A 26,259-nucleotide genomic window follows, 5' to 3' on the forward strand; every position below is an offset into this window, starting at 1 on the left:
TTATCCTGTTACTTTTAACGGCAATGAATTTTATGAAGCATCATTAAGCTTATGGTGAAAGGAATGAAGATATGGAAGAATTTTGCCCTAGTGATATGAAAAAATCCTTGGATAATTATTTAAAGAAATTTTCCCAATACGGGCATTTTAGCGGCTCTGTCCTAGTTTCCATAAAGGACTGCATTGTGTTGTGTAAAGGATATGGAATGGCTGATTATGAGCATGATGTTCATAATACTCCATCAACAGTGTTTCGTATTGCTTCCGTTACCAAGCAGTTTACTTCGGCGGCGGTACTTTGCTTGCAGGAGCAGGGGGCTTTGTCCGTCAGTGATCCCTTGAAAAAGTATATTCCTGATTTTCCAAATGGAGACAGGATTACTCTGCATCATTTGCTCACGAATACTTCGGGGATACCGGATATTGTAGATGTTCCAAGTATAATGAAATCCATACGTACAGGAATACCTGCGGAAATGCTGGTGGATAAACTAGGCAGGCAGCTCTTGGAGTTTGAGCCGGGAGATAGGTTTCGTTATAGCAATTCCGGTTATATTATACTTGGCCTTATCATAGAAAAAGTTTCAGGTCTTTCCTACGAAAATTATCTAAACAAAAATTTATTCCCAAAAGCGGGTATGACAAATACAGGCTTCGATCATGCGGAACGTGTCCTAAAGCACCGGGCATCCGGCTACAGTCTTTCCGAGGACGGCGTGAGCAACGCTGATTTTTTTGATATGTCACTGTTTTTTGCCTGTGGCTGTCTGTACTCAACTGTTGAGGATTTATATAAGTGGAATAAGGCACTTGATGAAGAAACTGTGATATCTAAAAAATCAGTTGAGGATATGCTGACTCCTTACGTAAGTGACGAGGCACTTCATTATGGCTACGGCTGGTACCTGACTGAGAATTCTGCCTTCCACAATGGAATAACCTACGGGTTCAAGTCAAAGGTATGGCGTTCTTTCAACGGAAGGGCCGTGATTGTTGTATTGGCAAATAACGATTTCGTGGCGATAGATACACTTGTAAACGGGTTGGTGGCAATATTGTCTGGAGAAGAATATACAAGTCCTAAGGCGCCCGGTATACAGATGATACTTAAAAAAAATCATGGCATTCTTGTGGGTACATATAAAAACAGAGATTTCACACACGAGGTTTTTTCAATCTCAAATGAAAAAGGAAGGCTGATTATCAGCTATTATAACTATCTCAAAAGAGTCAGGGCAGAGGTTTTCCCGGAAAAAATACTGCCGGATGAGGAGCATTATTTTGCCATGGATTTGGATTTGAAGATTTGTTTCTTTAAAGATAAATGGGGAGAACCTTATAGGGCAGTTTTCAAGGTAGACTGCGATGAGTTTGAAGCTTGGAAAGATAAAGGACAGGAAGGTGGGGAACATGACTAAAATCAGTGAACATTATCCGCTTACGCACCCTCAAAAGGGTATATGGCTTACAGAGAGCTTTTATAAGGGAACAGGAGTCTGCAATATCGCACAGTCAGTAAAGCTGGGGAAGGAGCTTGAACTTGAATTCCTTCAAAGCGCTATAAATAAGGTAATTGAGCAGAACGATGGAATACGTTTGAGAATGGTTGAGACAAAGGGGGAAATCATGCAGATGGTTTCTCCATACCGGGAGTATCAGTTGGAAACAGTGGATTTCAGCAGTGATGAAAATGAGAACGATGTAAGGGCGTGGGTGGAGAACCATACTAAAAGTGCATTTTGCCTTCTGGATTCAGATTTGTTTTACTTTGCTGTTCTCAAGCTCCTAGACGGCGAAAACGTTTTGTACCTGAAAGTACACCATCTGATTACCGATGCATGGGGAATGTCACTTTTTGTAAATCAGGTTATTGAGTATTATTCAATTTTAAAGGAAGGCGGAGAATTGCCTGAATTAATGAAACCTTCCTATGCAGAATATATTGCTTCTGAAGCCGAATACCTCAAATCCAAAAGATACGGGAATGATAAGGAATTTTGGAATAAAGAATTTGAGACCGCTCCGCCTCAGACGGGGATAAGCAGGGAAACCGGGGACTACAGGAATATTGAGGCTGCAAGAAAAACATATCTTATCGCTCCTGAATTAACGGCTTCAATTCAGTCCTTTTGCAAAGCCAACAACATCTCGGCATATGTATTCTTTTTAACCGCTCTTTATGTATACCGATTAAGAATATCCTCCTTGAAAGACATAGTGATTGGAACGGTTTTCCATAACAGAACCAATGCTGCTGACAAGAATACTGCCGGGATGTTTGTCAATACAATCCCATTCAGAATTAATATTTCGGGAGACAGTACCTGGCTGGATGCGCTGAAGTCGGCATCTAAGAAAATTGCAGCTGTTTTGAGGCATCAAAGGTATCCCTATGACCTTTTACTGCAGGATTTGCGCCAAAAGTACAAGATGGAAGAAACACTCTTTGATGTTATTCTTTCGTATCAGAACAGTGTATTTAACGCTTCACAGGAATGGCATTTCAACGGGTATGAGACAAATACTATTGCCATGCACATCAGTGACAGGGAAAACGCAGGACAGATACTTCTGGAAATTGATTACCAGACTGCTGTTTATAGCGGGGAGGAAATACTTAAGTTTATAAATCATTTGATGAATTTGATAGGGAACGGAATAGAAAAGCCGGATAAAGCAATTTCTGAAATAGAGCTGTTATCTGAGAGTGAAAAATCTGAACTGTTATACGGTTTTAATATAGGCTTATCTGGACACTGTGAGGATAAAACCATCCATCAGCTTTTTGAATCCTGTGTTGAAAGGACAAAAAATCTTACGGCACTTGTTTATAAGTATAAAAACCTTACCTATGGTGAAGTGAATGAGAGAGCAAACCGTCTTGCACGGACACTGCGGGGGCTGGGTGTCAAACCCGACAGCCTTGTGGGAATTGTGGCAGACAGGTCTTTTGAGATGGTAATAGGCATACTGGGAATTCTGAAGGCCGGGGGTGCCTATGTGCCTATCAGCCCGGATTATCCCATGGAAAGAATCGACTTTATTTTAAAGGATAGCGGAATAACTCTTATATTGACACAGAGCTGCTATATGAACTTTATAGAGGAAGCGGCGGGCAGCAGGAATACTCATAAACTTAAAATTATAAATCTGGAAGATGAGAAGTCTTATGCGGAGGATTCATCTAACATAGAATCCGTAAATAGCCCCGACAATCTGGCCTATGTTATATATACCTCCGGTTCAACCGGAGTGCCCAAGGGTGTCATGGTTAAACACCGGAGTGTTATCAATATTTTAAATGCACTTCAGCAGGAGTATCCTCTTACGGAGTATGACTCATTTCTTTTTAAAACTACCTATACTTTTGATGTGTCAGTTGCAGAACTGTTCGGATGGTTCTTTTGCGGAGGCAAACTGGTGATTCTTGAAAAGGATGGGGAAAAAGACCCCAAAAGTATTGCAGAAGCAGTTTCAAAAAACAGTATCACCCATATAAACTTTGTACCTTCTATGCTCAATGGATTCCTTAATGCACTAGATGATAGGGATATATCCAAATTAGGCAGCTTGAAATATGTTTTTGCCGCAGGAGAGGCACTTCCTCCCGCAACAGTGAAAAAGTTCCACAGCAAGTTAAAGGGCTGCCGTCTTGAAAACCTGTACGGGCCTACGGAAGCTACCGTGTATGCCACAAGATTTGAGACAGATGAGGTGCTGAGTGAAAAAAGCGTTCCCATAGGAAAGCCCTTTCAAAATATCAAGGCATATATTCTGAATAGGGAACATTGCCTGCTTCCGGCAGGTATTGCCGGAGAACTCTGCCTTGGAGGGGCAGGACTGGCAAGAGGATATTTAAACCGTGAAGAGCTGACCAATGAAAAATTTATAGATAATCCATATATGAAGGGTGAAAAAATATATCTCACAGGTGATTTGGCAAAATGGAATAAAGATGGAAGTATGGAATTTCTGGGAAGAATCGACCATCAGGTGAAAATCCGGGGCTACAGAATCGAGCTTGGAGAGATTGAGTCAGTGCTCCTTCAGCATGAATTTGTCAGGGAGGCAGCGGTAATTGCAAGAGAGGATGGGGGAAGTCTGTATCTCTGTGCGTACATCGTTTCGGCAGATAGCACAACCGCCGAGGAATTAAGGGAGTTTTTACAGCAGAAACTTCCTGAATACATGCTTCCATCCTTTTATGTTTTTATTGAGAAAATACCTCTTTTATGGAGCGGGAAAATAGATAAAAAGGTACTTCCGGCACCTCTGGATTTACTGGAAAAACGTACCGAGTACAAAGAGCCTGAAAACGGGACGGAGCAAGTGCTTGTCCAAGCATGGACGGAAGCGCTTGGCTTAGGTCGGGTAGGGGTAGAGGATAATTTCTTCTCTCTTGGCGGTGACTCTATAAAGGCAATCCAGATTGTTTCATTTCTGAATAAGCATAACATGAAAATTGAAATTACTGATCTGTTTCGACATCCTACAATAAAAAAACTGGCAGTAAAGGTTCGGGAAAAAACACGTGAAGCATATCAGGGAATGGTAACGGGAGAAATCAAATTGTCTCCCATACAGAAATGGTTTTTTGAATCCAATTTCACTGACATGCATTACTGGAATCAGGCCTTTATGCTTTTTAGCAGCAACGGGTTTGATGAAAATAGAGTTAGACAGGTATTTACAGAAATCATAATGCATCACGACGCTTTGAGAATGGTATTCCGTCAGGAGACCGGACAATTCATACAAATTAATCGAGGAGAAGAGGGAGAGTTGTTTTCCCTTAATGTGTGGAAGCTGGAGGGAGCAACCGATGATACATGGAGAATTGAGCAGTCAGCCGGAAAAATACAAAGTTCCCTTAACTTAGAAAAAGGGCCTCTTGTAAAGCTGGGCTTGTTTAAAACTCCGTCAGGAGACCATTTGCTCCTTGCTATACATCATCTTGTGGTTGACGGTGTATCCTGGAGAATCCTGCTTGAAGATTTTGCAAAGGGATATAAGCAGTTGTCGGAAGACAAGGCCGTTAAGTTTGACAGAAAAACGGATTCGTACCGTGAGTGGATTGAAAACCTGCAAAGGTATGCAGAGAGTTCTGAATTACAAAGCCAGTGCGGATATTGGGAAGAGCAAAAGGGGATAACAGGACTTCCGGGAGGAAACGGAAGCTTTTCAGACAGACAGAAGGACAGCAATACAGTAACGGTATGTCTGAACCGTGAGATTACGGGAAAGCTGCTGAAGGACACACACAGAGCCTATAACACAGGAATAAATGACATATTGCTTACTGCTCTGGGTTTAACCATAAGTGAATGGAGCGGCAACAGCCGGATTTTTATTGATGTGGAAGGACACGGAAGGGAACAAATCTCAGATGAGCTTGATGTATCAAGAACTATAGGCTGGTTTACCTCGGTCTTCCCGGTGAAATTGGATATGTCGTACCGTGAGGATCTGCCTTGCGAGATAAAAGCAGTCAAGGAATACATGAGGAATATACCTGATAAGGGTGTTGGCTATGGAGTACTTCGCTATTTGACCCCTTATGGTAAAAAGCAGTTTGGGACTAATCCGCAAAAACCGGAAATCAGATTCAATTATCTTGGGGATTTTGATGCTTTTATTGAGCAATCATTGTTTACCTTGTCGGATATCCCCACAGGCCCTCTTGTGAGCTCTCATTCGGAAAGACAATATGCACTTGATATAAATATATTGGTTATTCATGGAAGCTTAAATGTAATGATAAATTACAACAAGTTCCAGTATGATGAAAAACTTGTGAATAAGCTTGCAGAAAGTTTCAGAGTCCAATTGATAAAAATAATCCATCACTGTACAGAAAAAAACATATCTGAAATAACCCCGGGTGATCTTACATCAAAAAGCCTCGGACAAAAAGATATGGATGATATATTTGCGGAACTTGAGGATAAGAATTTCTAAAAAGCACCAGGGAGGTACGATTATGAACAGGTTTAAAAAAGAAAATGTCATGGATATGTATTTTTTATCCCCCATGCAGCAGGGTATGCTGTATCATCATTTGCTGAATCCCGGGCAAAAGGAATATTTTCAGCAGCTTTCCTTTGATTTGAAGGGAGAACTGGATATCGGCCTGCTGGAACTGAGTTTCAATAAACTTATAGAAAGACATGAAGTCCTTAGGACAAACTTTGTTTATGAGAAAACCAAGCAGCCCGTACAGATTGTTTTCAGGGAGAGGACATGCAATATACAGTTCTCGGATATTTCAAGCTGTCGGGATGCTACTGAGAAGATGGTAAGGATTGAGGAGTATCTGGATGGGGACAGGGAAAAAGGTTTTGATTTGTCCAGAGACCCTCTTGTTAGGATGGCTGTACTGGGGGTAGACCATGAGGAATATAAGATAATAGTAAGCTTTCACCATATTATCATGGACGGATGGTGTATAGGCATATTTTTAGAGGAAATCTTTGAAATATATAAAGCGGTTAAAGAAGGAATACCTAAAGAGTTGCCCATGGCATCACCCTACAGCAAGTATATACAATGGCTGGAAAAACAGGATTCAAATGTGGCATCAGAATATTGGAAAGACTACGTGAAGGGCTATGAACAGCTGGCTGCATTGCCACAAAACAGCATTTCAGATGCAGGTGAGAGAGATGGACAGCAGGAGATACACTTTAATATTGGCCATGAGCTGTTAAAGAGAATAGAGTGTTTGGCAGGAAGTAAAAGTGTAACTGTAAATACTGTTCTTCAGACAGCTTGGGGAATACTTCTTCAGAGCTACAATAACACGGACGATGTGGTATTCGGGACTGTAATATCCGGTAGAATACCTCAGATACCCGGGGTGGAAAGAATGCTGGGACTATTGATTAATACCATACCTGTAAGGGTTAAGAGTGTTAAGAATGAATCCTTTTCAGAGCTTTTGGAAAGCGTTCAGCAAAGCCTCCTTGAGTGCGAAAAATACGGATACTACCCCATTTATGAAATACAATCCGGTTTGGAGTCAAAACAAGAATTAATAAATCATATTTTCATTTTTGAAAACTATCCACTTTCAAAATATATCGGAAAACTGGGTAAGGAACAGGGTTTTGACATCAGTAATATGAAACTTTGGGAAAAAACAAATTATGATTTTACAATCGAAATAATTCCGGGAAACGGTCTTGATTTAAAAATAAATTACAATCCCGCAGTCTACTCACACAACATCATAACCTCTATTTACAGCCATATGCTGCAAATTCTAAAAAACGTAACTGAAAATCCGGAGGTGCTTCTTGGGGAGATTGATATCCTGCCTTGCTGTAAAAGGAAACAGCTGCTGGTGGATTTTAATTCTACACAAACGGAATATGACCGTGACAGGACAATCCATGAACTTTTTCAGGCACAGGCAGGTAAAACTCCTGATGAAAAGGCACTAATACTGGGAAACGAATTTATGACCTACCGCGAGCTTGATGAAAAGACAAACAGGCTTGCAAAAAAACTGCAGGAAAAGGGTGTTGGAAGAGAAATCATCGTTGGTCTCATGACCACACGTTCAATTGAGATGATTGTAGGAATTTTAGGTATCCTGAAGGCGGGAGGAGCATACCTTCCAATTGACCCCGGATACCCCCGTGACAGGGTGCTTTATATGTTGGAGGACAGTAGGGCAGGTATTCTGCTTACAGAGGGGAAGCTTGCCGGAGAACTCGGATTCAGTGGAGAGATAATCGACCTCAAATCCATAGAAGCCTACAGTGAAGATGCTGCGAATATCACTTCCAAAAGTACGCCGAACAGTCTGGCATATGTCATTTATACCTCAGGGTCAACGGGCAGGCCAAAAGGTGTAATGCTGGAACACCGTTCCGTTATTAATTTCATAAAAGGAATTACCGATATCATTGATTTTGCAAGTGGAAAAACTATTGTATGTATTACAACCTTGTCCTTTGATATATTTGTGCTGGAAACATTGCTGCCGCTGACCTGCGGATTGCGGGTGGTGATTGCTGATGAGCGGCAGCAAATGGAGCCTGAGGCTCTGCGTAAACTGATTATGGAGAATCGTGCAGAGATGCTGCAGACCACTCCTTCCAGAATGCAGATGATATTGAATGACGCTGAAAATGTAGACTTTATCGGAGACTTGAAGGAAATCATGCTGGGAGGAGAGGCTTTCCCCGGGACTTTGCTGACGGAGCTGAAAAAACATACACAGGCAAGGATTTATAATATGTATGGCCCAACGGAAACCACAGTCTGGTCCACGGTAAAGGAGCTGACTCATGAGACTAATATAAGCATAGGAAAACCCATAGCAAATACCGGGATTTATATATTGGATAAATACACCCGATTGCAGCCCGTTGGAATTACCGGGGAGCTGTATATTGGCGGAGTCGGTTTGGCAAGAGGATATCTGAACAGCCCCGAATTAACACAGGAGAAATTTGTTCAAAGTCCTTTTGAAGCAGGTAAAAAAATATACCGGACGGGTGATTTGGGAAGATGGTTGCCGGATGGTAATATTGAATGTCTAGGCAGGGTGGACAGTCAGGTGAAAATAAGGGGCTACCGTATCGAAACAGGTGAAATAGAGCATATTCTTCTGCAGCACGAAGCAATAAAGGAAGCTGCTGTTGTAGCAGAAGCTGATAAACACAATGTGAACTGTCTTTACGCATATATTGTAACCGCAAATGATATCCCGGCAGCCGAAATAAGAAGTTTTCTGCAGGGAAGGTTACCTGAGTATATGGTACCCTCCGGTTTTGTAACACTGGACAGGCTGCCGGTTACTCCCAATGGCAAGGTTGACAGAAAGTCACTGCCAAAGCCCGATATTGCCGTTTTAAGCACGGATGAATATGAGAAACCTGCCAACGAACTGGAGGAGAAGCTTGCGGCCATATGGTCGGAAATTCTTAGTGTTGAGGGAGTAGGCACAAAAAGCAGGTTTATTGAGCTGGGTGGACATTCCATACTTATAATGTCAGCGATAGCCAGAATTAATAAGGATATGGGAGTACAGATAAGTTTAAAGGAGTTTACCGAAAATGACACTGTTAAAGCTCTCTCAAGGCTTATTCAGAACAAACAGGATAAAGGAGCAAACCTTATTCACTATAAGGAAACAGGAATACATAAAGACAGTAATGAACCCTTTCCTCTCACAGATGTTCAGACAGCATATCTGTTAGGGAGGGACACACAATTTGAGCTGGGAGGAGTTTCAACTCACGGCTATGTAGAAATAAGGACATCACTGGACATTGAAAGGCTTGACAGGAGTCTTGGAAAGCTTATACGCCGCCACCCAATGCTGCGCTCCATAATCATGGACAATGGCAACCAGAAAATTCTGGAGGATATCCCTGAATACAGGATTGCCGTGGAGGATATCAGTTCAATGGAAAGGGCTGCACAGGAACAGAGGTTAAGTCAGGAACGGGAACGGTTGGCTAATTGCATTTTCAATACGGAGCAGTGGCCGTTATTTGAATTCAAAGCGATAAAGACGGAAGAAGATACTCACTACCTTTACATAGGAATAGACATGTTGATTGCAGATGCCTCCAGTATGCAGGTTATGGTGGAGGAACTAATGTATTTTTACCATCATCAGGACGGGGGTCTGCCGGAACTCACATATACCTTCAGAGATTATATTCTGGATTATCAGCAATTGAAAAAGTCCGAAAGCTATATAGCGGATAAAAATTATTGGCTGGGAAAATTGAATGATTTTCCTCAGGCACCGTCATTACCGCTGAAAATAAATGCATCGGAGATAAAAAGAGCACACAACAAACGTAGAAGCTTTTTTCTGGACAGCAATAAATGGAACAGGCTGAAACGGACTGCTCAGAAGGAAAACCTGACCATACCCGCGCTACTTTGTACCGCATATGCCGAAATCTTGGCACATTGGAGCAATCAGCCACATATGGCTGTCAATCTTACTGTATTTAACAGATACCCCTTTCACGGGGAGGTCAATAAGCTTATGGGGGATTTTACCTCAGTACTTGTACTTGACATACACTTGAAGGAAAAAGTGCATTTGCTGAAACAGGCAAAAGAGGTACAGGCTACACTTTTTGATGCACTGGAGCATCGATTTTATGACGGAGTTGAGTTTGTCAGAGATATTGCCAGACAAAACCACATGGGGATGAAAGCGGTTATGCCGGTGGTATTTACGTGCTCTTTACTGGGAGAGAAAAGAGCCGGGTTTGAATTGCTTGGTTCAATAGAAAATTCATTAACCCAGACATCACAAGTATTTCTGGACAACCAGATTGTTGAAACAACGAAGGGAGCGTATATTTACTGGGACTATGCCCAAGAACTTTTCAGTGAAAACGTAATCACTGAGATGTTTGAACAATATACGGGACTTCTTGTGAGCCTTGCCACAGATAGTACAGAGCAATGGCGAGAGTGTGGTAAGGACTTGGAGAGGATGGAAGAATACAATGCTACGGATGAGGAACTGGAGAAAAATACGCTTCATGGGCTGTTTGCAGAACAGGCTGAGAAGACACCCCACAATATTGCCGTTGTTTTTGAGAATGAGTGCCTTACTTATAAGGAGTTAGATGCAAAATCCAACAGGATTGCCAATTATCTGAAAAAAATAGGGATAACCCCCAATGAGCTTGTTGGGGTGTCGGCAAAACGCTGTACAGCTACTATTGCAAATATATTTGGTATTCTCAAAGCGGGGGGGGCATATGTACCTGTTGACCCTGATTACCCTGAAGAGCGTAAGAATTATATACTCACAAACAGCAAATGCAGTATTTTTTTAGAGCCGGAGCTTTATGAAAAGGAAAACCTGTCAACATTTCCTGATACATATACTCCACAGGATAATCCCGGGTCGGTTGCCTATGTAATCTATACTTCCGGCAGCACAGGAAAGCCCAAGGGAGTTGTAATTACTCATGCTGCTGCGGTAAATACCATTTTGGACATAAACAGAAAATTCAATGTGAATGAGAAGGACAGAATTTTGGGATTATCTTCTATGTGCTTCGACTTATCGGTATATGATATTTTCGGAGCTCTCAGCACAGGTGCAATGCTTGTAATGATACCTGACCAGCGGGATGCGGGGAATTTGATAGAGGTTATGTCGGAGAAGGGTATTACCATATGGAATTCTGTTCCTGCGATTATGGATATGCTGACGGATACAATGGAATTCCGGGGAATACAAGGGGTAAATACGGCACTACGACTCGTATTGTTAAGTGGGGACTGGATACCTTTGAACCTGCACAAAACAGTGAAAGGCCGTTTCCCGGAAGCTGAGGTTATCAGCCTTGGAGGTGCTACCGAAGGTTCAATCTGGTCCATCTATTATCCTATCTGTGAAATAAAAAAAGAATGGAGGAGTATTCCATATGGATACCCTCTCGCAAATCAAAAAATGTATTTACTGAATTATAAAAACGAAATTTGCCCTCCAGGTGTTCAGGGAGAGCTGTATATAGGCGGAGCAGGCGTGGCGGATGGCTACTGTAATGACCCTGAGAAGACGGCAAGTGCCTTTGTCCGGCATCCTTCACTTGGTTATCTTTATCGGACAGGGGATTATGGTGTCTTCCACGAAGAAGGGTATATTGAGTTTCTGGGCAGGAAGGATCACCAGATAAAAATCAGAGGCTACAGGATTGAGATGGGTGAAATCGAGAACTGCCTGCTTAAGCATAAAGATATTAAAAATGCGGTAATTGTGGACAGGGATGATTCAAACGGGAAAAAATCCTTGTGTGCATATATAATATCAGACCGACCATTTACCGTTACCAATGTACGTGAGTTTTTATCAAAGGAACTGCCTGAATATATGCTTCCGGCTCACGTTGTGCAGCTTGACAAAATACCTCTTAGTTCAAACGGTAAAGTGGACAGAAAGTCCCTCCCGGAACCTGACGACAATGTGGGGGTTATGGATGGATATGTGGCTCCGGGGAATGAAACAGAGGAAAAAGTAGCCCGTATTTGGGAAGAACTCCTTGGTGTGGATTCCATAGGTATTTATGACGCCTTCTTTGATGTGGGCGGTGACTCCCTGAAAGCCATTAAGCTTGCTGAGAGAATAAATCAGGAATTCAAAACAGGCCTGAAAGTACAGGATTTGTTCAAATATACCACGGTAAGCAGTATTGCGGCCATTTTATCAGAAAAAAGTGAGGCTGATACAAACCATGAAATCAAAAAATTTATTTTAAATTAAAGCATAAAGGAGGAATAGTCTATGGACAGCCGCAATTTGCACCCCGAAAAGGATATTGCAGTGATTGGAATGTCCGGGAGGTTTCCTGAGGCTGAAAACCTTCAGGAGTTCTGGGCAAATCTTGTTTATTCAAGAGATTCAGTAAGGGAATTTCCTGAAAACAGGCTAAAAGAGCTTGAAGACATATTGGGAGTCAGGCCACAGACGGATTTTATACGCTTGGGGTATCTTGACAGGATAACATATTTTGAGCCGGAAATATTTTCGCTCAGTGAAGAGGAAAGCAGGTACATGGACCCGCAGCAAAGACTGCTGCTGGAATTAACTGAGGAAGCTTTTCTGGACGCAGGATACAACCCTGAGGATTTATTCGGGAAAAATGCCGGAGTGTTTGTTACCTGTAACCAGAACCAGTACACACATCAGTTGAGTAATTTTTGTCCAATTTCCCTTTTAAATGGCCTGCCGTCTTCCGCTGCAGGAAGAATTTCATATACCTACAATTTGCTTGGACCCTCTGTTTTAATAGATTCTGCCTGTTCGTCAGCACTTGTTACAATACACTCCGCATGTCAAAGTCTGCGTTTGGGCGAAAGCGATTTGGCAGTTGCGGGGGGAGTAAACATGACCCTTTTCCCTATTGACAAGGAGTCTATCCCCATTGCTGCCATATATTCGCCGGATCAGAAGGCAAAAGCCTTTGATAAGGATGCCAATGGCACTGTAATGGGGGAAGGCGGCGGGATTGTTATCCTCAAGAGGCTGGATAAAGCACTGGCTGACGGAGATTCAATCCATGCGATAATCAAGGGAAGTGCCGTAAACAGTGATGGACGCAGGTCAAACGGAATGGCAGCTCCCAGTCAGGAAGGACAGACAGAGGTTGTTTTGAAAGCCATGGAGAATGCAGAAATAGATACGAAAAGTATTTCATATCTGGAGGCACACGGTACAGGTACAAATATAGGGGATCCAATAGAGGTTTCCGCCATTAGTCAGGCTTACGGTAAGCTTGGGTATGAAAAAAAATCTGTTCCCATGGGTTCTGTTAAAACAAATATCGGACATCTTGACTATGCCGCAGGAATTGCCTCATTGCTAAAAACCATACTTATGCTGAAAAACAAAACCATCCCGGCTTCGGTACATTTTAACCAACCAAATCCACTGATAGACTTTGAAAACTCCCCTGTATATGTAAACAGCAATCCGGCTGAGTGGAAATCAGAGTTCCCACGAAGAGCCGGAATCACCTCTCTGGGAATGGTGGGCACCAACAGCCATATTGTTCTGGAAGAAGCACAAGAAAACCATGATAGCGTAAAGTGCAGGAGAAATATTATTGTGCTGTCAGCGAGAACGGAGGATTCTCTCTACCGCATTGCAGAAAGAATAAGGTCATATATAGCCGAACACCCCAGACTTTGCATAAACGACATTGCATATACCTTGAACAAAGGAAGAAGAAAATATAAAAATACGGCTGTTTTTACTGCTGAAAACTGTGAGGAACTTATCCGAAAACTGGAGGAATTTATTGAAAGCAAAAATCAGTCCTCCAAAGAAATAAAAGACTTTCCCGCCGATTATAATGCCATTTATATTTTCCCGGATATCAAGAGCATTGATTTCAATGAAATTCCAAAGCTTTACCATGGCAACGATGTTTTCAGAAGTATTTTTGAAAAGTATTTAAAAGAAATTGATGAAAGCATCGGAGACGGTGACAAGACCGGAGACTATATTTTAAACCTTTATTCCTATGCAAAACTGATGGAGGAATTTTCCTTAAAACCCAAAGCCGTTATAGGGTTTGGGACAGGCGATGCCATAGCAGAACTGGTTAGAGGGAACATCGGGTTTGAGGAATGTGTACGGAGAGTAAATGAGTCGAAAAATAAAGAAATTGTGTTGGATAACGTCAGGCTGGAAAAACTGGTGGATATGGTTCTTGAATCAAAACTGAATACATTCACCGTATTTTGTCCCTCTGGGGAATTGGCAAGCCGGTTAAAAAGTACATTAACAGAAAGGCAGGGTGTGCACAGTCTTATTCTGAGCCAAAGGGAATACAGTTTTTATACTGCTTTGGAGGAAATGCTCAAAAACGGCTTAAAGATAGATTGGGAAAAGGTTTATCAGTACAGTGACAGGAAAAGGATTCATCTTCCGGGATATGTTTTTGAGCGCAAGAGTTATTTTATCAGGGCTGAAAAGGAGGTAAGACTTCCGTCACAGACATATGGGAATTCTTCCGGTGCGAGTGGGGCAAAAGCCGTTCGTGAGGTTCTCCACGGTATATTTTCAGAAATTTGCTCAGATGAAACGCTCACAGAGCAAACAGAAATAATTGAAACTGATTTTGACTCCATCTGTTCCATGCAATTTATCGGCAAGGTAAAGAAAGTATATGGCATTGATGTACCTATAAAATGGCTATTTGAAGATTGGACACTTGGAGAACTTTTCACAGCCATTGAAGAAAAAATCAGTGACTGCAAAGAAAAGGAAAATACCGGGACTGTTCAGTTGCAAAGGGAATTTTATCCTGTATCGTCAGCACAAAAGAGAATGTATGTCCTTACAAAGCTTGATTCGGGCAATACCGTGTACAACCTGCCCTCTGCACTGATATTGGAGGGAAAGGCTGACAAGGAGAGGATTGAGAATGCATTCAGAAAGCTTATACAAAGGCACGAAGCATTAAGGACATACTTTACGCTGGAAGACAGAGAACCTGTTCAAAAGATTCACCGAGAGGTGGATTTCAATATAGAATACGATGAAGCGGAAGAAAGAGAGATAGACGAGAAAATCAAGGAATTTATAAGGCCGTTCGCTCTGGATACCGCACCGCTCTTTCGTGTGAAGCTTATAAGGTTGGGGGAAGACAAGCACCTGTTTTTATATGATATACACCACATCATAGCTGACGCAACCTCCATAAGTATTATTGTCAGGGACTTCATAAAACTGTATGAAGGCAAATCGCCGGAGAGCTTGAAGTTCCAGTATAAGGATTACGCAATAAGGCAAAACCAACAGAAAAAGGCCGGAACGGACATGGATACGGAACAGTACTGGCTTAAATGCTTTGAGGGAGAAATTCCGGTTCTTGACCTTCCTGCGGATTATCCTCGACAGCAGGTACAGAGCTTTGAAGGGGACAGAATATATTTCGAGACAGGTGAAGCACTTACCTTGAAATTGGATATACTGGCAAAAGAAACGGGAACTTCGCTTTTTATGGTGCTTATGGCGGCATATAATGTACTTTTGCACAAATACACCGGACAGGAGGATATCGTTGTGGGAACTCCGGTCTCTGGCAGACCTCATGCCGACTATGAAAAAATTATCGGTGTCTTTGTAAACACTCTGGCCATGAGAAATTTTCCTAAAAGCGAAAAAACCTTCAGGGAATTCCTTAATGAAGTAAGGGAGAACAGCCTGAATGCATATGGAAATCAGGCTTATCCCTTTGAGGAACTGGTGGAGAAGCTTGGCATAAGGCGAGATATGAGCCGCGGCCCATTGTATGATGTGCTTTTCACTCTTCAAAGTATGACTCTCTCAGAAGCCTATTCATCTGATATTTACACCTCAGATTTAAGATTTATTCCCTATGCATTCAATAATGGAACCTCAAAATTTGATATGTCCTTTAATGCCATACAATATGAAAAACACCTTAAAGTTGAAATAGAATACTGTACCAAGTTGTTTAAAAAAGAAACGGTGGAAAGGTTTGCAGCTCATTTTCTGCGTATACTTGAACAAATTACCGTGAATCCGGGTATAAGGCTGGATGAAATTGAACTACTGGGGGCGGAGGAGAGAGAGCAGCTTCTATATGCCTTTAATAATACCAATGTAAAATATACAGGCGATAAAATGGCACAGAACCTGTTTGAAGAACAGGCACTAAGGACACCTGACAATATAGCACTGGTATTCGGGGATATCCGTTGGACTTACGGCGAACTTGACAAAAAGGCGGATACCATCGCAGGGTTGCTCATGAAAAAGGGTGTGAGGAAAGGCAGTATTGTGGGGATTATGGCAAAGCGCTCCCCAGAACTTTTTGCAGGAATTCTGGGAATTTTGAAAGCCGGAGGTGCGTATCTGCCCATCGATCCGGAGTATCCCGAGGCAAGGGTCAGATACATGATTGAGGACAGTAGCGCCGCAATACTACTTACCGAAAGGGATTTAAAAGAAAAGGCAAAGTTTGACGGGGAAATTGTATTTCTGGAGGAAATCAGCTTCTGCCAATGCCCAACCACAGAAATAAAACCTATTTGCAGGCCTGATGACCTTGCTTATATTATTTACACTTCCGGTTCAACCGGTAATCCAAAGGGCGTATTGATTGAACATGGAGCCTTGAAGAATTTTGTTCAGGGAATGTCGGAAAAAATAGAATTTAATCAAGGTAAAACAATCCTCGGTCTGACAACCGTTTCATTTGATATTTTTGCTTTAGAAACCTTTATTCCTCTGGCAAAAGGAATGGAAATTGTCATAGCAAATGAGGAAGAACAGAGAGATTCAAATCTTCTGGGGGCACTCCTGCGCAAAAATAAAGTAGAAATGATTCAAATGACGCCATCCCGCATGAGGCTTCTGCTGAGTAACGGAAAAGGTGCAAAAAGCCTTGAGTATGTCAAAGACATAATTATTGGAGGGGAGCCATTTCCTGAGACTCTGCTTACGGAACTCAAAGAAATATCAGATTCTAAAATTTTCAACGTATACGGCCCAACTGAAACAACAGTGTGGTCTGCCTTAAAAGAACTGACCCAAGAAGAAAACGTCACCATCGGTAAACCAATCGCCAATACTCAGATATTTATAATGGACGAGAGAAGCCGTTTACAACCAATAAATGTGACGGGTGAGCTGTGTATAGGCGGCGATGGGCTTGCAAAAGGATATTGGAACAGGGAGACACTCACTAAGGAAAAGTTTGTAATCAATCCATATACGGGCAAACCCATGTACAGGACAGGGGATATGGCGAAATGGCTGTCAGACGGCAATATACAGATATTGGGAAGAGCTGACCATCAAGTGAAAATCAGAGGGTATAGAGTGGAACTGGAAGAAATTGAAAAACACATTACCCAATACGAGAGTATTAAGGAATGTGTTGTAGTCTCCAGAAAAGATAGTCTGGGCAATCAAACACTGGCTGCGTACTATGTCTCTGCCGGAGAAATCAATATATCCCGTCTCCGTGCATACCTTGCAGGGGTACTGCCCGACTATATGATACCGGGCATCTATATGAATATTATGCAAATTCCCAGAACTGCTAACGGTAAAATAGACAGAAATGCACTGCCTGAGCCGGAAATGCTTCGACCTGTTCTGGAAAATGAATATGTAGAACCATCCACAGAGACTGAAAAACAGGTATACGGTATTTGGAGCACACTCCTTAACCGTGAGAACATCGGCGCAAAGGATAATTTCTTTGATATCGGAGGAAATTCACTTTTGCTGGTTCAAATGCATGCTGAACTGGAAACCCGGTATCCGGGCAAGTTAAGTGTGGCGGAGATATTTGCATATCCCACTATAGCAAAATTAGCAGCCCTACTGGGGCGTGAGACCGGAAAAATCCATGAAAGTCAGGAAATTGAGGAACTTCAAATTCCCGGACAATATATGGCTGACGGCAGTGCAGACTATGAAGACGGTGCCATTTGCATAATACCTGAACCGGAAGTTCTGAAAAATCTGAAAGCTCTTTCAGACAGCAAAACCGTTCAAACAATGGATATTCTGCTGGGTGGGTTTATATACCTGCTTTCGGAAGTGTCAGGAAAACAGGAGATTCCTTTACATGTATTGAAGGGCTCGGATTGTTTTATTCCTTTAAAAATGAATGTAGAAGTTGTCAGCACGGTTCATGAGCTGATATCCGCTGTGGGTAATGAACTCAGAGATAAATGTATAAATATTGGTTTGTCCTCAGGGTATCCTGTCAAAGCAAGACCCGGCAGGAAGGGCGATTCTGCAGCTATACTTTTTACGTATAATGTCAGCAGCCTGCAGCCTGAGATCCGGAGTATTTATGATGTTGCTTTCAGGGTGGATGAGGACAACAGAACTATTGCTTTCACAGTTGATTACAATGCGCAGCGAATCAGCAAGTCTGCAATGGAAGAATTAGTTCAACTATATATGAATGTATTAAATGTGATTTTTGAGAGGATGGTTTAAATGGGAGAAAATACAGGGTTAAAGTTTATTTCCAGGTGTATGGCCATTGCTGTTTGCACCAGAAACAGAAATTGGGACGAAGAAGAGTACAGGAACGGTGTAAGCGAGCCCTATAAAAAAGTTCAAAAGATGCAGCAAGAGCTGGAAGCCGCTTCGGCTGAACCTACGGTTTCTCAGATAAAAGATGCATTTTATATGCTGAAGTCGGTATTTGCAACCAAGGGAACTCCCATTGAAGAACAGACGGAGAGGGTTCAGCAGTTGCTTGACGAAACGGGTTTGCACAGCTTGTTCAGCGGTATGGAACCAATCAGTGAAAAAACTGACTTGCAATAATTTTGGGGGGTGACAGGTGTGGAAAAGCTTATTGATATTACTGAGCTTGGAAAAGGGGACAAATATAGTGGCAGTACATCACAGATTAAAAACCTTTCAGGAAAGGATATTGCAGTCATTGGTGCATCGGGAAGATTTGGCTGTGCTGAGAATCTGGGGGAGTTCTGGGATGGGTTAAAGGAGGGACGGGATTTTATACGCAGCCTTCCTGAGAACAGGAAGGCTGACAGTGAAGTATATTACCGTCTATCAAAAGCTGATGAAGAGGAACACAGATACAGGGAAGCTGCCTACATGGACAGGATTGATGCCTTTGATAGCTCAATTTTCAGGATTCCGCCAAGGGAGGCGGATTTGATGGACCCCAACCAAAGGCAGATGCTGGAGGTAATATGGGAATCTATTGAAGATGCAGGATACGGAGGGGACAAAATAAGAGGCAGCAGAACGGGGGTATTCGTTGGTTACAGTTCTGATTTCAGTGAGGAGTATAAGAATTACATAAGGACTGTGACAAACAATCAGGAGGAAGTATCTATTACGGGAAACCTCAAGTCTATTATTGCAGCCAGAATCGCATACATTCTTGACTTGAAAGGCCCGGCAATGATGATTGATACAGCCTGTTCCTCCTCACTTGTGGCGGTACATCTGGCATGCAGAGCCTTACGGAACGGTGAATGTTCCATGGCGGTGGCAGGTGGTGTCAAGCTCCTTATAACAGCCCCTGCTGAAACAGGCGAACAGGGAGATACAGGAATATTATCCCCCACCGGGAGGGCAAGAACCTTTGACGAAAGTTCAGATGGTACAGGTCTGGGGGAAGGAGCCGGAGCGGTACTTCTAAAACCTTTAAGCAAGGCTGTTGAGGATGGCGACCCCATTTATGCCATTATTAAGGGTAGTGCTGTTAATCAGGATGGAAATTCCATAGGTATTACCGCACCCAATATGTCTGCACAGGAAGACGTTATTCTACGGGCATGGAAGGATGCCAATATAGAACCGGAAACCGTCACATACATAGAAACACACGGTACAGCTACCAAACTGGGTGATCCCATTGAAGTTACGGCAATCAAAAAGGCTTTTGAAAACTTTACAAATAAAAAGCAGTTTTGTGCAGTAGCTTCTGTCAAATCAAACATCGGACACCTTGACCATACGGCAGGCATTGCAGCGATTTTAAAGGCAGTAATGGCAATAAAGCACGGGGAATTGCCACCATCTCTCCATTTTAAAAAGCCAAATGGGAAGATACCTTTTGAGGGTTCTCCTGTATATGTAAATGATAAGCTTACAAAATGGGAAAGCCAAGGCCCCAGAAGATGCGGTATAAGCTCTTTTGGCCTGAGTGGAACCAACTGCCATTTGATTATGGAGGAATACACCGGCCATAAAAGGCAGGAAGCAGATAAAACGGCGGCAAATATATTTTTGCTGTCCGCCGCCAGCAGAGAGGCCTTCATGTCCCTGCTAAAAAGCTATGATGCCTTCCTTTCTAATTGCAGTGAAGGTGAGTTTGCTGATATATGCTATACAGCCAATACAGGCAGGGAACATTTCAATATAAGGCTGGCTATTGTCGCAGACAGTCTGGAGGATTTACGCAGTAAAATCAAATTCCTTATTCAAGAGGGAATAGAAAATACTGTTGAGACAGACATGTTTCATGGTGAACATAAAATTGTTGCTGCTTCCAAACTGTCAAGGCTGACGGGGGAAATAACAGAAGATGAAAAGAAACAGCTTACTAATCAAGTAATTGCGGAGATGGACATATTATGTGGAAAGGCAGGAGCCGTTGAAGACTTAGATGAGCTACGTAAGCTTGGCAAACTTTATGTACAGGGTGCGGACGTAGAATGGAAAGGCCTCTATTCTTCAGGGAAATATAATAGGTTAAATCTCCCTGTATATCCGTTTTTAAAAGAGAGACATTGGATTAGTACGCAGGTAAAAAATGCGGTACCAGTTCAATACGATAACGGGAGTAGGGGAAAGCCCCTTATAGACGAATGTACTGCGGAGTCAATGGATATACGGATATATTCCACCCGCTTTAGTGCAGAAAAACACTGGGTTCTGGGAGAGCACAAAGTAGCAGGAGACTATGTCATACCGGGAACTACATATATAGAAATGGTATGCGAGCTTGTAGCCCAAAAGGATTATACCGGGGTGATTGAATTCAGGGATGTACTGTTCCTGACTCCGGTAGCTGTAAAAGGCGGTTCCGAAGTAGAAGTACAAACAATATTACGAAAAGATGGTACCTACAGCGAGTTTGCCTTTGACACCCGGCCGGGTGGTGAAAGCTTTGTAAGGCATGTGGAAGGAAAATTTGAAATAAGAGAAGCTGCAACGCCGCTTTTTTACGACATAAATGAGTGCAAAGGGCGCTTGCAGATGCTGGAGCATTTCCAATACGGGGAGGATGCGGACTATGCAGTGGAAATCGGCCCCCGTTTTAAAAATCTTACCGACATATATATGGGGAGCGGGGAAGTTCTGGCGTATCTTTCTCTGCCCCAGGAGTACAGCGGAGACCTTTTGGATTTTAAAATGCATCCTGCTTTGATGGATACGGCAGTTAATATGGCAAACAGTGCTATAGGTGAAGGATTTTACCTGCCCCTTAGCTATAAGTCACTAAAAGTTTATGGTAAAATGCCGGGGAAATTCTATTGCCATCTTGTCAGAAAAAATAAAGATGCCGCCAGTTCGGAAACAGGCGTTTTTGATATATTGTTAATAGAGGAAAGCGGGAAAATTTTTGCAGCTATCGAGGGTTATACCGTTAAAAAAGTTCATACCCAAAAAACAGGTACATTTATACCGGTTAATAAGGACTTGGATTTTTACGAAACCCGCTGGCTAGAAAGTACGGCACTAAAGGCAACGGACGGTTTAAATACCGGGACGGTTCTGGTATTCAAGGACAAGTCAGATGTGAGTTCAGCTTTGATAAGTCGTCTGAAGGAGATTGGCTGCGAGCTGTACGAAATTGAAATGGGTAGTAGCTTTGAGATGCAAGATGATCACAAATTTATTATTTCAGGTGTCGAGGAGGACTACCACAAGGTTTTGAGCAAGGTTTCCTCAAAAATCTCAAGGATTATACATCTGATGTCAATTGGCGGAGGAAGAGAAATAAATACCATTGAGAACCTTGATGAAAGCTACAGGACAGGAGTATACAGCCTGTTCTATCTGGCAAAGGCAATTATGAAATACAAAATAAATCCGCTGGAGTTGATTCTGGTATCAGACAATACTGCTGTAGTATCGGGAAAAGAGCATGACATTAATTCTCAGGGTGCAGCAATGTTTGCCCTTGGCAGAGTTATGGAAAATGAGTACAGCGGACTGCGTTGCAAGTGTATAGATATGGGGGATGGTACATCTGCCTCGGAGATTATAAAGGAGATGGCAGCTTCTGACACCGGCTCCTATGCTGCATATAGGAATGGAAAACGGTATGTGGAGGAGTTTGGAAAGGCTTTGCTGACAGGAGGTAAAGAGGACGAAATTGATATCAAAAGTGAAGGTGTTTATATCATAACCGGGGGAGCAGGAGGAATAGGACTTGAGATAGCGAAATACCTTGCATCCAGAAATAAAGTAAGGCTATGCCTGATAAATCGAACAGCTCTGCCGGATAGAGACGAATGGGACGGCATACAAAAACGTAAGGACGACACCAAACTCTGTAAAAAAATTACGGCAATTATGGAAATTGAAGAATCAGGCTCCTCTGTTCTCTGCTATACAGCGGATGTGTCGGATTTTCAATCCATGGGGATTATCATAAATGAGTTAGTGGAGAAATACGGCGGTATAAACGGTGTCATCCATGGGGCAGGCGTTGCGGGAGACGGATACCTGATAAGAAAGCCTGAGGAGGTGTTCCGGCAAGTAGTATTACCGAAAATTAACGGCACATGGGTTCTGGACAAATTGACGGAAAACCTCAAACTGGATTTTTTTATTCTCTTTTCTTCCATTTCAGGGTATACCTTCACACCGGGGCAAGGGGACTATACTGCGGCAAATGCCTATTTGGATGCATTTGCACAGTACAGGGATAAAAAAGGGAAAAGAACTCTTTCCATCAACTGGCCTGCTTGGAAAGAAACAGGCATGGCTGTTGACCATAATGCGCTTAACAATGAATCCTTCTTTAAACCTATTTCAACTGCTGACGCATGCAAGGCGTTTGAAATACTCTTGGACAAGCATATAGTCAGGGTGCTTCCGTCAGTACTCAACTATAAAATATTCGAGAGAGGAAACATAAAGATACCCTTTGCCTTATCAGAAGAAATCCGTGTGGATAATCCCATTCGGCAAAAAATAACTGAACCAAAGGAGGCAAAAGTTATTTTAAAGGGTAAGCTTGGGAACGGGTATTCCGATACTGAACAATCGCTGGGAAGACTATGGTCCCTCGTGTTGGGTGTTACCGAGGTAGATATCTATGATAATTTCGAGTCTCTGGGGGGAGATTCATTACTGGCAACAAGCCTTCTAAAGGAAATGCAAAAAACATACGGCAATTTGGTGGATATCTCAGATATTTTCACATATTCTTCAATCTTTGACATGGCAGAATACATAGAGAGCAAAACTAATAAGAAGAAAGAATTTGAAAAAATAAATGAAGAGGAAGACACAGAGGAAGCCAGGCTAAATGATATATTGGATGAGCTTGCTTCAGGGAAATTATCCCTTGAAGAAGCCGGAGGAATGATTGATCTGGGGGTGGTTGAATAATGGAAGCAGTAAAAGATTATATTCTCAAACAGGTTGCTGCAAAAAGCCTTTCCCGGGAGGATGCCGTAAAGCTGTTGCAGGAATTGAAACCAAAGGTTGACAAATCAGATGGGGGAGTGGCTGTAATCGGGTTGGCTTGTAACTTTCCCGGCGGGAACGGTGCAGAAAGGTTTTGGAGCAACATGGTAAACGGAGTTGACTGTATCGGTAATCTTCCGGAGGAAAGAAAAAAAGATAACCTTGAACTGTTATCCAACCCTATCTACAGAAAGCTGTTCCTGAATACGGATTTCAGCGAAGAAGACATTAATCAGGGGAATATAGATTTTGCAAAAGGGGGATATCTGGATGAAATAGACAAATTCGATGCGGATTTTTTCGGTATTCCACCTGCAGAAGCCAGGTTTATAGACCCAATACAGAGAGTTTTTCTGGAGACAGCTTGGGAAGCCATAGAGGATGCGGGGTACGGCGGGAACAAAATATATGGTACAAATACCTCTGTGTTTGTGGGAAGAGATAATACCGGAGGCTCCATTTATAAAATTTTCACACAGCAGGATCAGATGCACCTTACAGGCTCATGGACGGGTATTCTCGCTTCAAGGCTCTCTTATCTTTTCAATCTCAAGGGTGCGGCGACGGTTATCGACACGGCATGTTCCTCCGGAGCGGTGGCTATCCATGAAGCGTGCAGGGCAATAAGAAACAGGGAATGTGACTTTGCTGTAGCAGGAGGAATTCAGGTAAATACACAGCTGACTGTGAAAGGTCAGCAGACCGCCATGGAAATGGTGGAGTCAGCTGATTCAAAAGTCCGAACCTTTGACAGAAATGCTGATGGAACTGTTTGGGGAGAGGGCGTGGGTGTCCTGCTGCTAAAGACACTGTCAAAGGCAATAGATGACAGGGATCACATCTATGCCGTAATAAAGGGGAGTGCAATCAATAACGATGGTGCCTCAAACGGAATTACGGCACCTAATGCACAGGCACAGGAAGAAGTGATTGTGCAGGCTTGGAGAAATGCACAGGTGAACCCGGAAACCATTTCATATATTGAGGCACATGGTACGGGGACGGTACTTGGAGACCCTATAGAGATAAAAGGTCTCAGTAATGCTTTTGGCAGATTTACCAACAGGAAGCAGTTCTGTGGAATTGGTTCGGTAAAAACGAATATCGGTCACTTAGTAGGAGCATCAGGGGTTGCCTCGGTAATCAAGGTAATAATGTCACTAAAAAATGGAGTTATTCCCGGAAACATTAATTTTTCTGAGCCTAATCCATACATTAGCTTTGAGGATACCCCCTTCTATGTAAATGACCGACGGCAAATATGGGAAAATGAAGCTTTTCCCAAAAGGGTAGGAGTAAGCTCCTTTGGTTTCAGCGGTACAAATTGTCACATTGTTCTTGAAGAAGCACCACGTATAAATCAACCTGATAAAGGTGAAGGTACAGAAATAAATATTTTTACAATTTCTGCTAAAAGTGAAAATGCATTAAAAACCTATGTTCATAAATATGCTGAATATTTGGAAAGTGAAAGCTCAGGTGACATAAAGGATATGTGCTACACTTCTCAGGTTGGGAGAGGACATTATGAGTGGAGGATTGCCCTTTTAATACGGGATATGGAGGATTTGAAGGGAAAAATTTCGTGTATTAATAAAAATGGTTTTGAAGTGGCAAAGGTTCCATGGCTGTATTTTGGACGACATCATGTGATAGCCGGAGGAAAAACCAAAAGGGCTGTCCATGACATAAGTGAGGAGCAAAAAAATGCTTTAAGCATTAAGTCGGACAGTCTTATTCTTGCAATGCTTCAAAAAGAAGTAAAAGATAAAAATACCGCCATGGATTTGTGTAGCCTTTATGTAAATGGCGCCGAAGTGGATTGGGATAGTTTATATTCAGGTCAGCTATGCAAGAAGGTATCTCTTCCCGGTTATCCGCTGGAAAGGGTGCGTTTCTGGGCGCCACACAGATATATGTCATTGGAAGGAATGAAACAGAAGGACTCAGCTTTGCAGGGACAGCAGAAAGAGGAGGAAAGTGAAAGCAGTCTGGAGGTTTCCATAAAGGGAAGAACGACAGGAGAAAAGTACTCTGATACAGAAAAGCTGCTTGCTGCAATATTTGCAGGTGCATTAGAAATACAGGAAATAGACATTGAAGAGGACTTTTTTGAAATGGGCGGAAACTCACTTATCTTTATAAAGATACAGACACTTGCAGAGAAAAATAATATTAAAATTGACCAATCAGATATAAATACTTATAGTACGGTTAAAGAGCTGAGCTTATATGTTGATAATAAAATAAAAACAAATGGGGAGGGCAAAAATGTCAACAGAGTATAAAGATATTATGTCAAGGTTGAATAAAGTAATAAAGATGACAGTTGAAGATTCTGAAGTGTTCATTGAATTGAAGCCTGAAGACAGCCTTACTGAATCAGGGTTGGATTCGGTAAGCTTCATTAAGCTGGTAGTACTGATTGAAACAGAATTTGATTTTAATTTTGATGAATATGGCATGTTTTTTAACAACTTTAAGACACTGGACGATATTATTGTGTACATACAGAAAAGAATATAATGAAGAAATAAAATTTTTTTGTGGTATTTGATAAAAAGTGTATTTCACCAAATGAC

8 protein-coding genes are annotated in these 26,259 nt (G+C 42.2%); all 8 read left to right on the top strand.

Annotated features, from left to right (window positions below; translation table 11 throughout):
• Nucleotides 1-95 precede the first annotated feature (95 nt).
• Genes P0092_RS03785 through P0092_RS03820 form a run of 8 tightly spaced genes read left to right on the top strand, consistent with a single transcriptional unit; the run spans nt 96 to nt 26,203 of the window.
• A complete protein-coding gene (locus P0092_RS03785) occupies nt 96-1,418 on the top strand; it encodes a serine hydrolase domain-containing protein (RefSeq protein ID WP_276187076.1) in 1,323 nt (440 codons plus the stop codon).
• Nucleotides 1,366-5,958, top strand: coding sequence for a non-ribosomal peptide synthetase (locus P0092_RS03790; RefSeq protein WP_081580237.1), 4,593 nt, complete (start codon nt 1,366-1,368; stop codon nt 5,956-5,958). The genes P0092_RS03785 and P0092_RS03790 overlap by 53 nt, the downstream gene beginning before the upstream one ends.
• 22 nt (nt 5,959-5,980) lie before the next feature.
• A complete protein-coding gene (locus P0092_RS03795; protein WP_004618793.1) occupies nt 5,981-12,256 on the top strand; it encodes a non-ribosomal peptide synthetase in 6,276 nt (2,091 codons plus the stop codon).
• A 21-nt stretch (nt 12,257-12,277) separates the two neighbouring features.
• The gene (locus P0092_RS03800) at nt 12,278-18,487 is read left to right on the top strand and encodes a non-ribosomal peptide synthetase (protein WP_004618791.1); all 6,210 of its coding nucleotides are present in this window, start codon (nt 12,278-12,280) and stop codon (nt 18,485-18,487) included.
• Nucleotides 18,488-18,823, top strand: coding sequence for a hypothetical protein (locus P0092_RS03805; protein ID WP_004618790.1), 336 nt, complete (start codon nt 18,488-18,490; stop codon nt 18,821-18,823).
• An 18-nt stretch (nt 18,824-18,841) separates the two neighbouring features.
• The gene (locus P0092_RS03810; protein ID WP_004618788.1) at nt 18,842-23,599 is read left to right on the top strand and encodes a beta-ketoacyl synthase N-terminal-like domain-containing protein; all 4,758 of its coding nucleotides are present in this window, start codon (nt 18,842-18,844) and stop codon (nt 23,597-23,599) included.
• Nucleotides 23,599-25,965, top strand: a complete 2,367-nt coding sequence (locus tag P0092_RS03815) for a beta-ketoacyl synthase N-terminal-like domain-containing protein (protein ID WP_004618786.1) — start codon at nt 23,599-23,601, stop codon at nt 25,963-25,965. The genes P0092_RS03810 and P0092_RS03815 overlap by 1 nt, the downstream gene beginning before the upstream one ends.
• Nucleotides 25,949-26,203: an acyl carrier protein gene (locus P0092_RS03820; RefSeq protein WP_004618784.1), complete on the top strand. Its 255-nt coding sequence runs from the start codon at nt 25,949-25,951 to the stop codon at nt 26,201-26,203. Before P0092_RS03815 ends, P0092_RS03820 begins: the two co-directional genes overlap by 17 nt.
• Nucleotides 26,204-26,259: the final 56 nt, after the last annotated feature.

This window comes from Ruminiclostridium papyrosolvens DSM 2782 (genome assembly GCF_029318685.1).
In the GTDB taxonomy this organism is placed as follows: domain Bacteria; phylum Bacillota; class Clostridia; order Acetivibrionales; family DSM-1351; genus Ruminiclostridium; species Ruminiclostridium papyrosolvens.

What these genes read in the sequence shown, in the direction of transcription:
- P0092_RS03785 (WP_276187076.1), top strand. Translation starts at nt 96, where the DNA reads ATGAAAAAATCCTTGGATAATTATTTAAAGAAATTTTCCCAATACGGG.
- P0092_RS03790 (WP_081580237.1), top strand. Translation starts at nt 1,366, where the DNA reads ATGAGTTTGAAGCTTGGAAAGATAAAGGACAGGAAGGTGGGGAACATG.
- P0092_RS03795 (WP_004618793.1), top strand. Translation starts at nt 5,981, where the DNA reads ATGAACAGGTTTAAAAAAGAAAATGTCATGGATATGTATTTTTTATCC.
- P0092_RS03800 (WP_004618791.1), top strand. Translation starts at nt 12,278, where the DNA reads ATGGACAGCCGCAATTTGCACCCCGAAAAGGATATTGCAGTGATTGGA.
- P0092_RS03805 (WP_004618790.1), top strand. Translation starts at nt 18,488, where the DNA reads ATGGGAGAAAATACAGGGTTAAAGTTTATTTCCAGGTGTATGGCCATT.
- P0092_RS03815 (WP_004618786.1), top strand. Translation starts at nt 23,599, where the DNA reads ATGGAAGCAGTAAAAGATTATATTCTCAAACAGGTTGCTGCAAAAAGC.
- P0092_RS03820 (WP_004618784.1), top strand. Translation starts at nt 25,949, where the DNA reads ATGTCAACAGAGTATAAAGATATTATGTCAAGGTTGAATAAAGTAATA.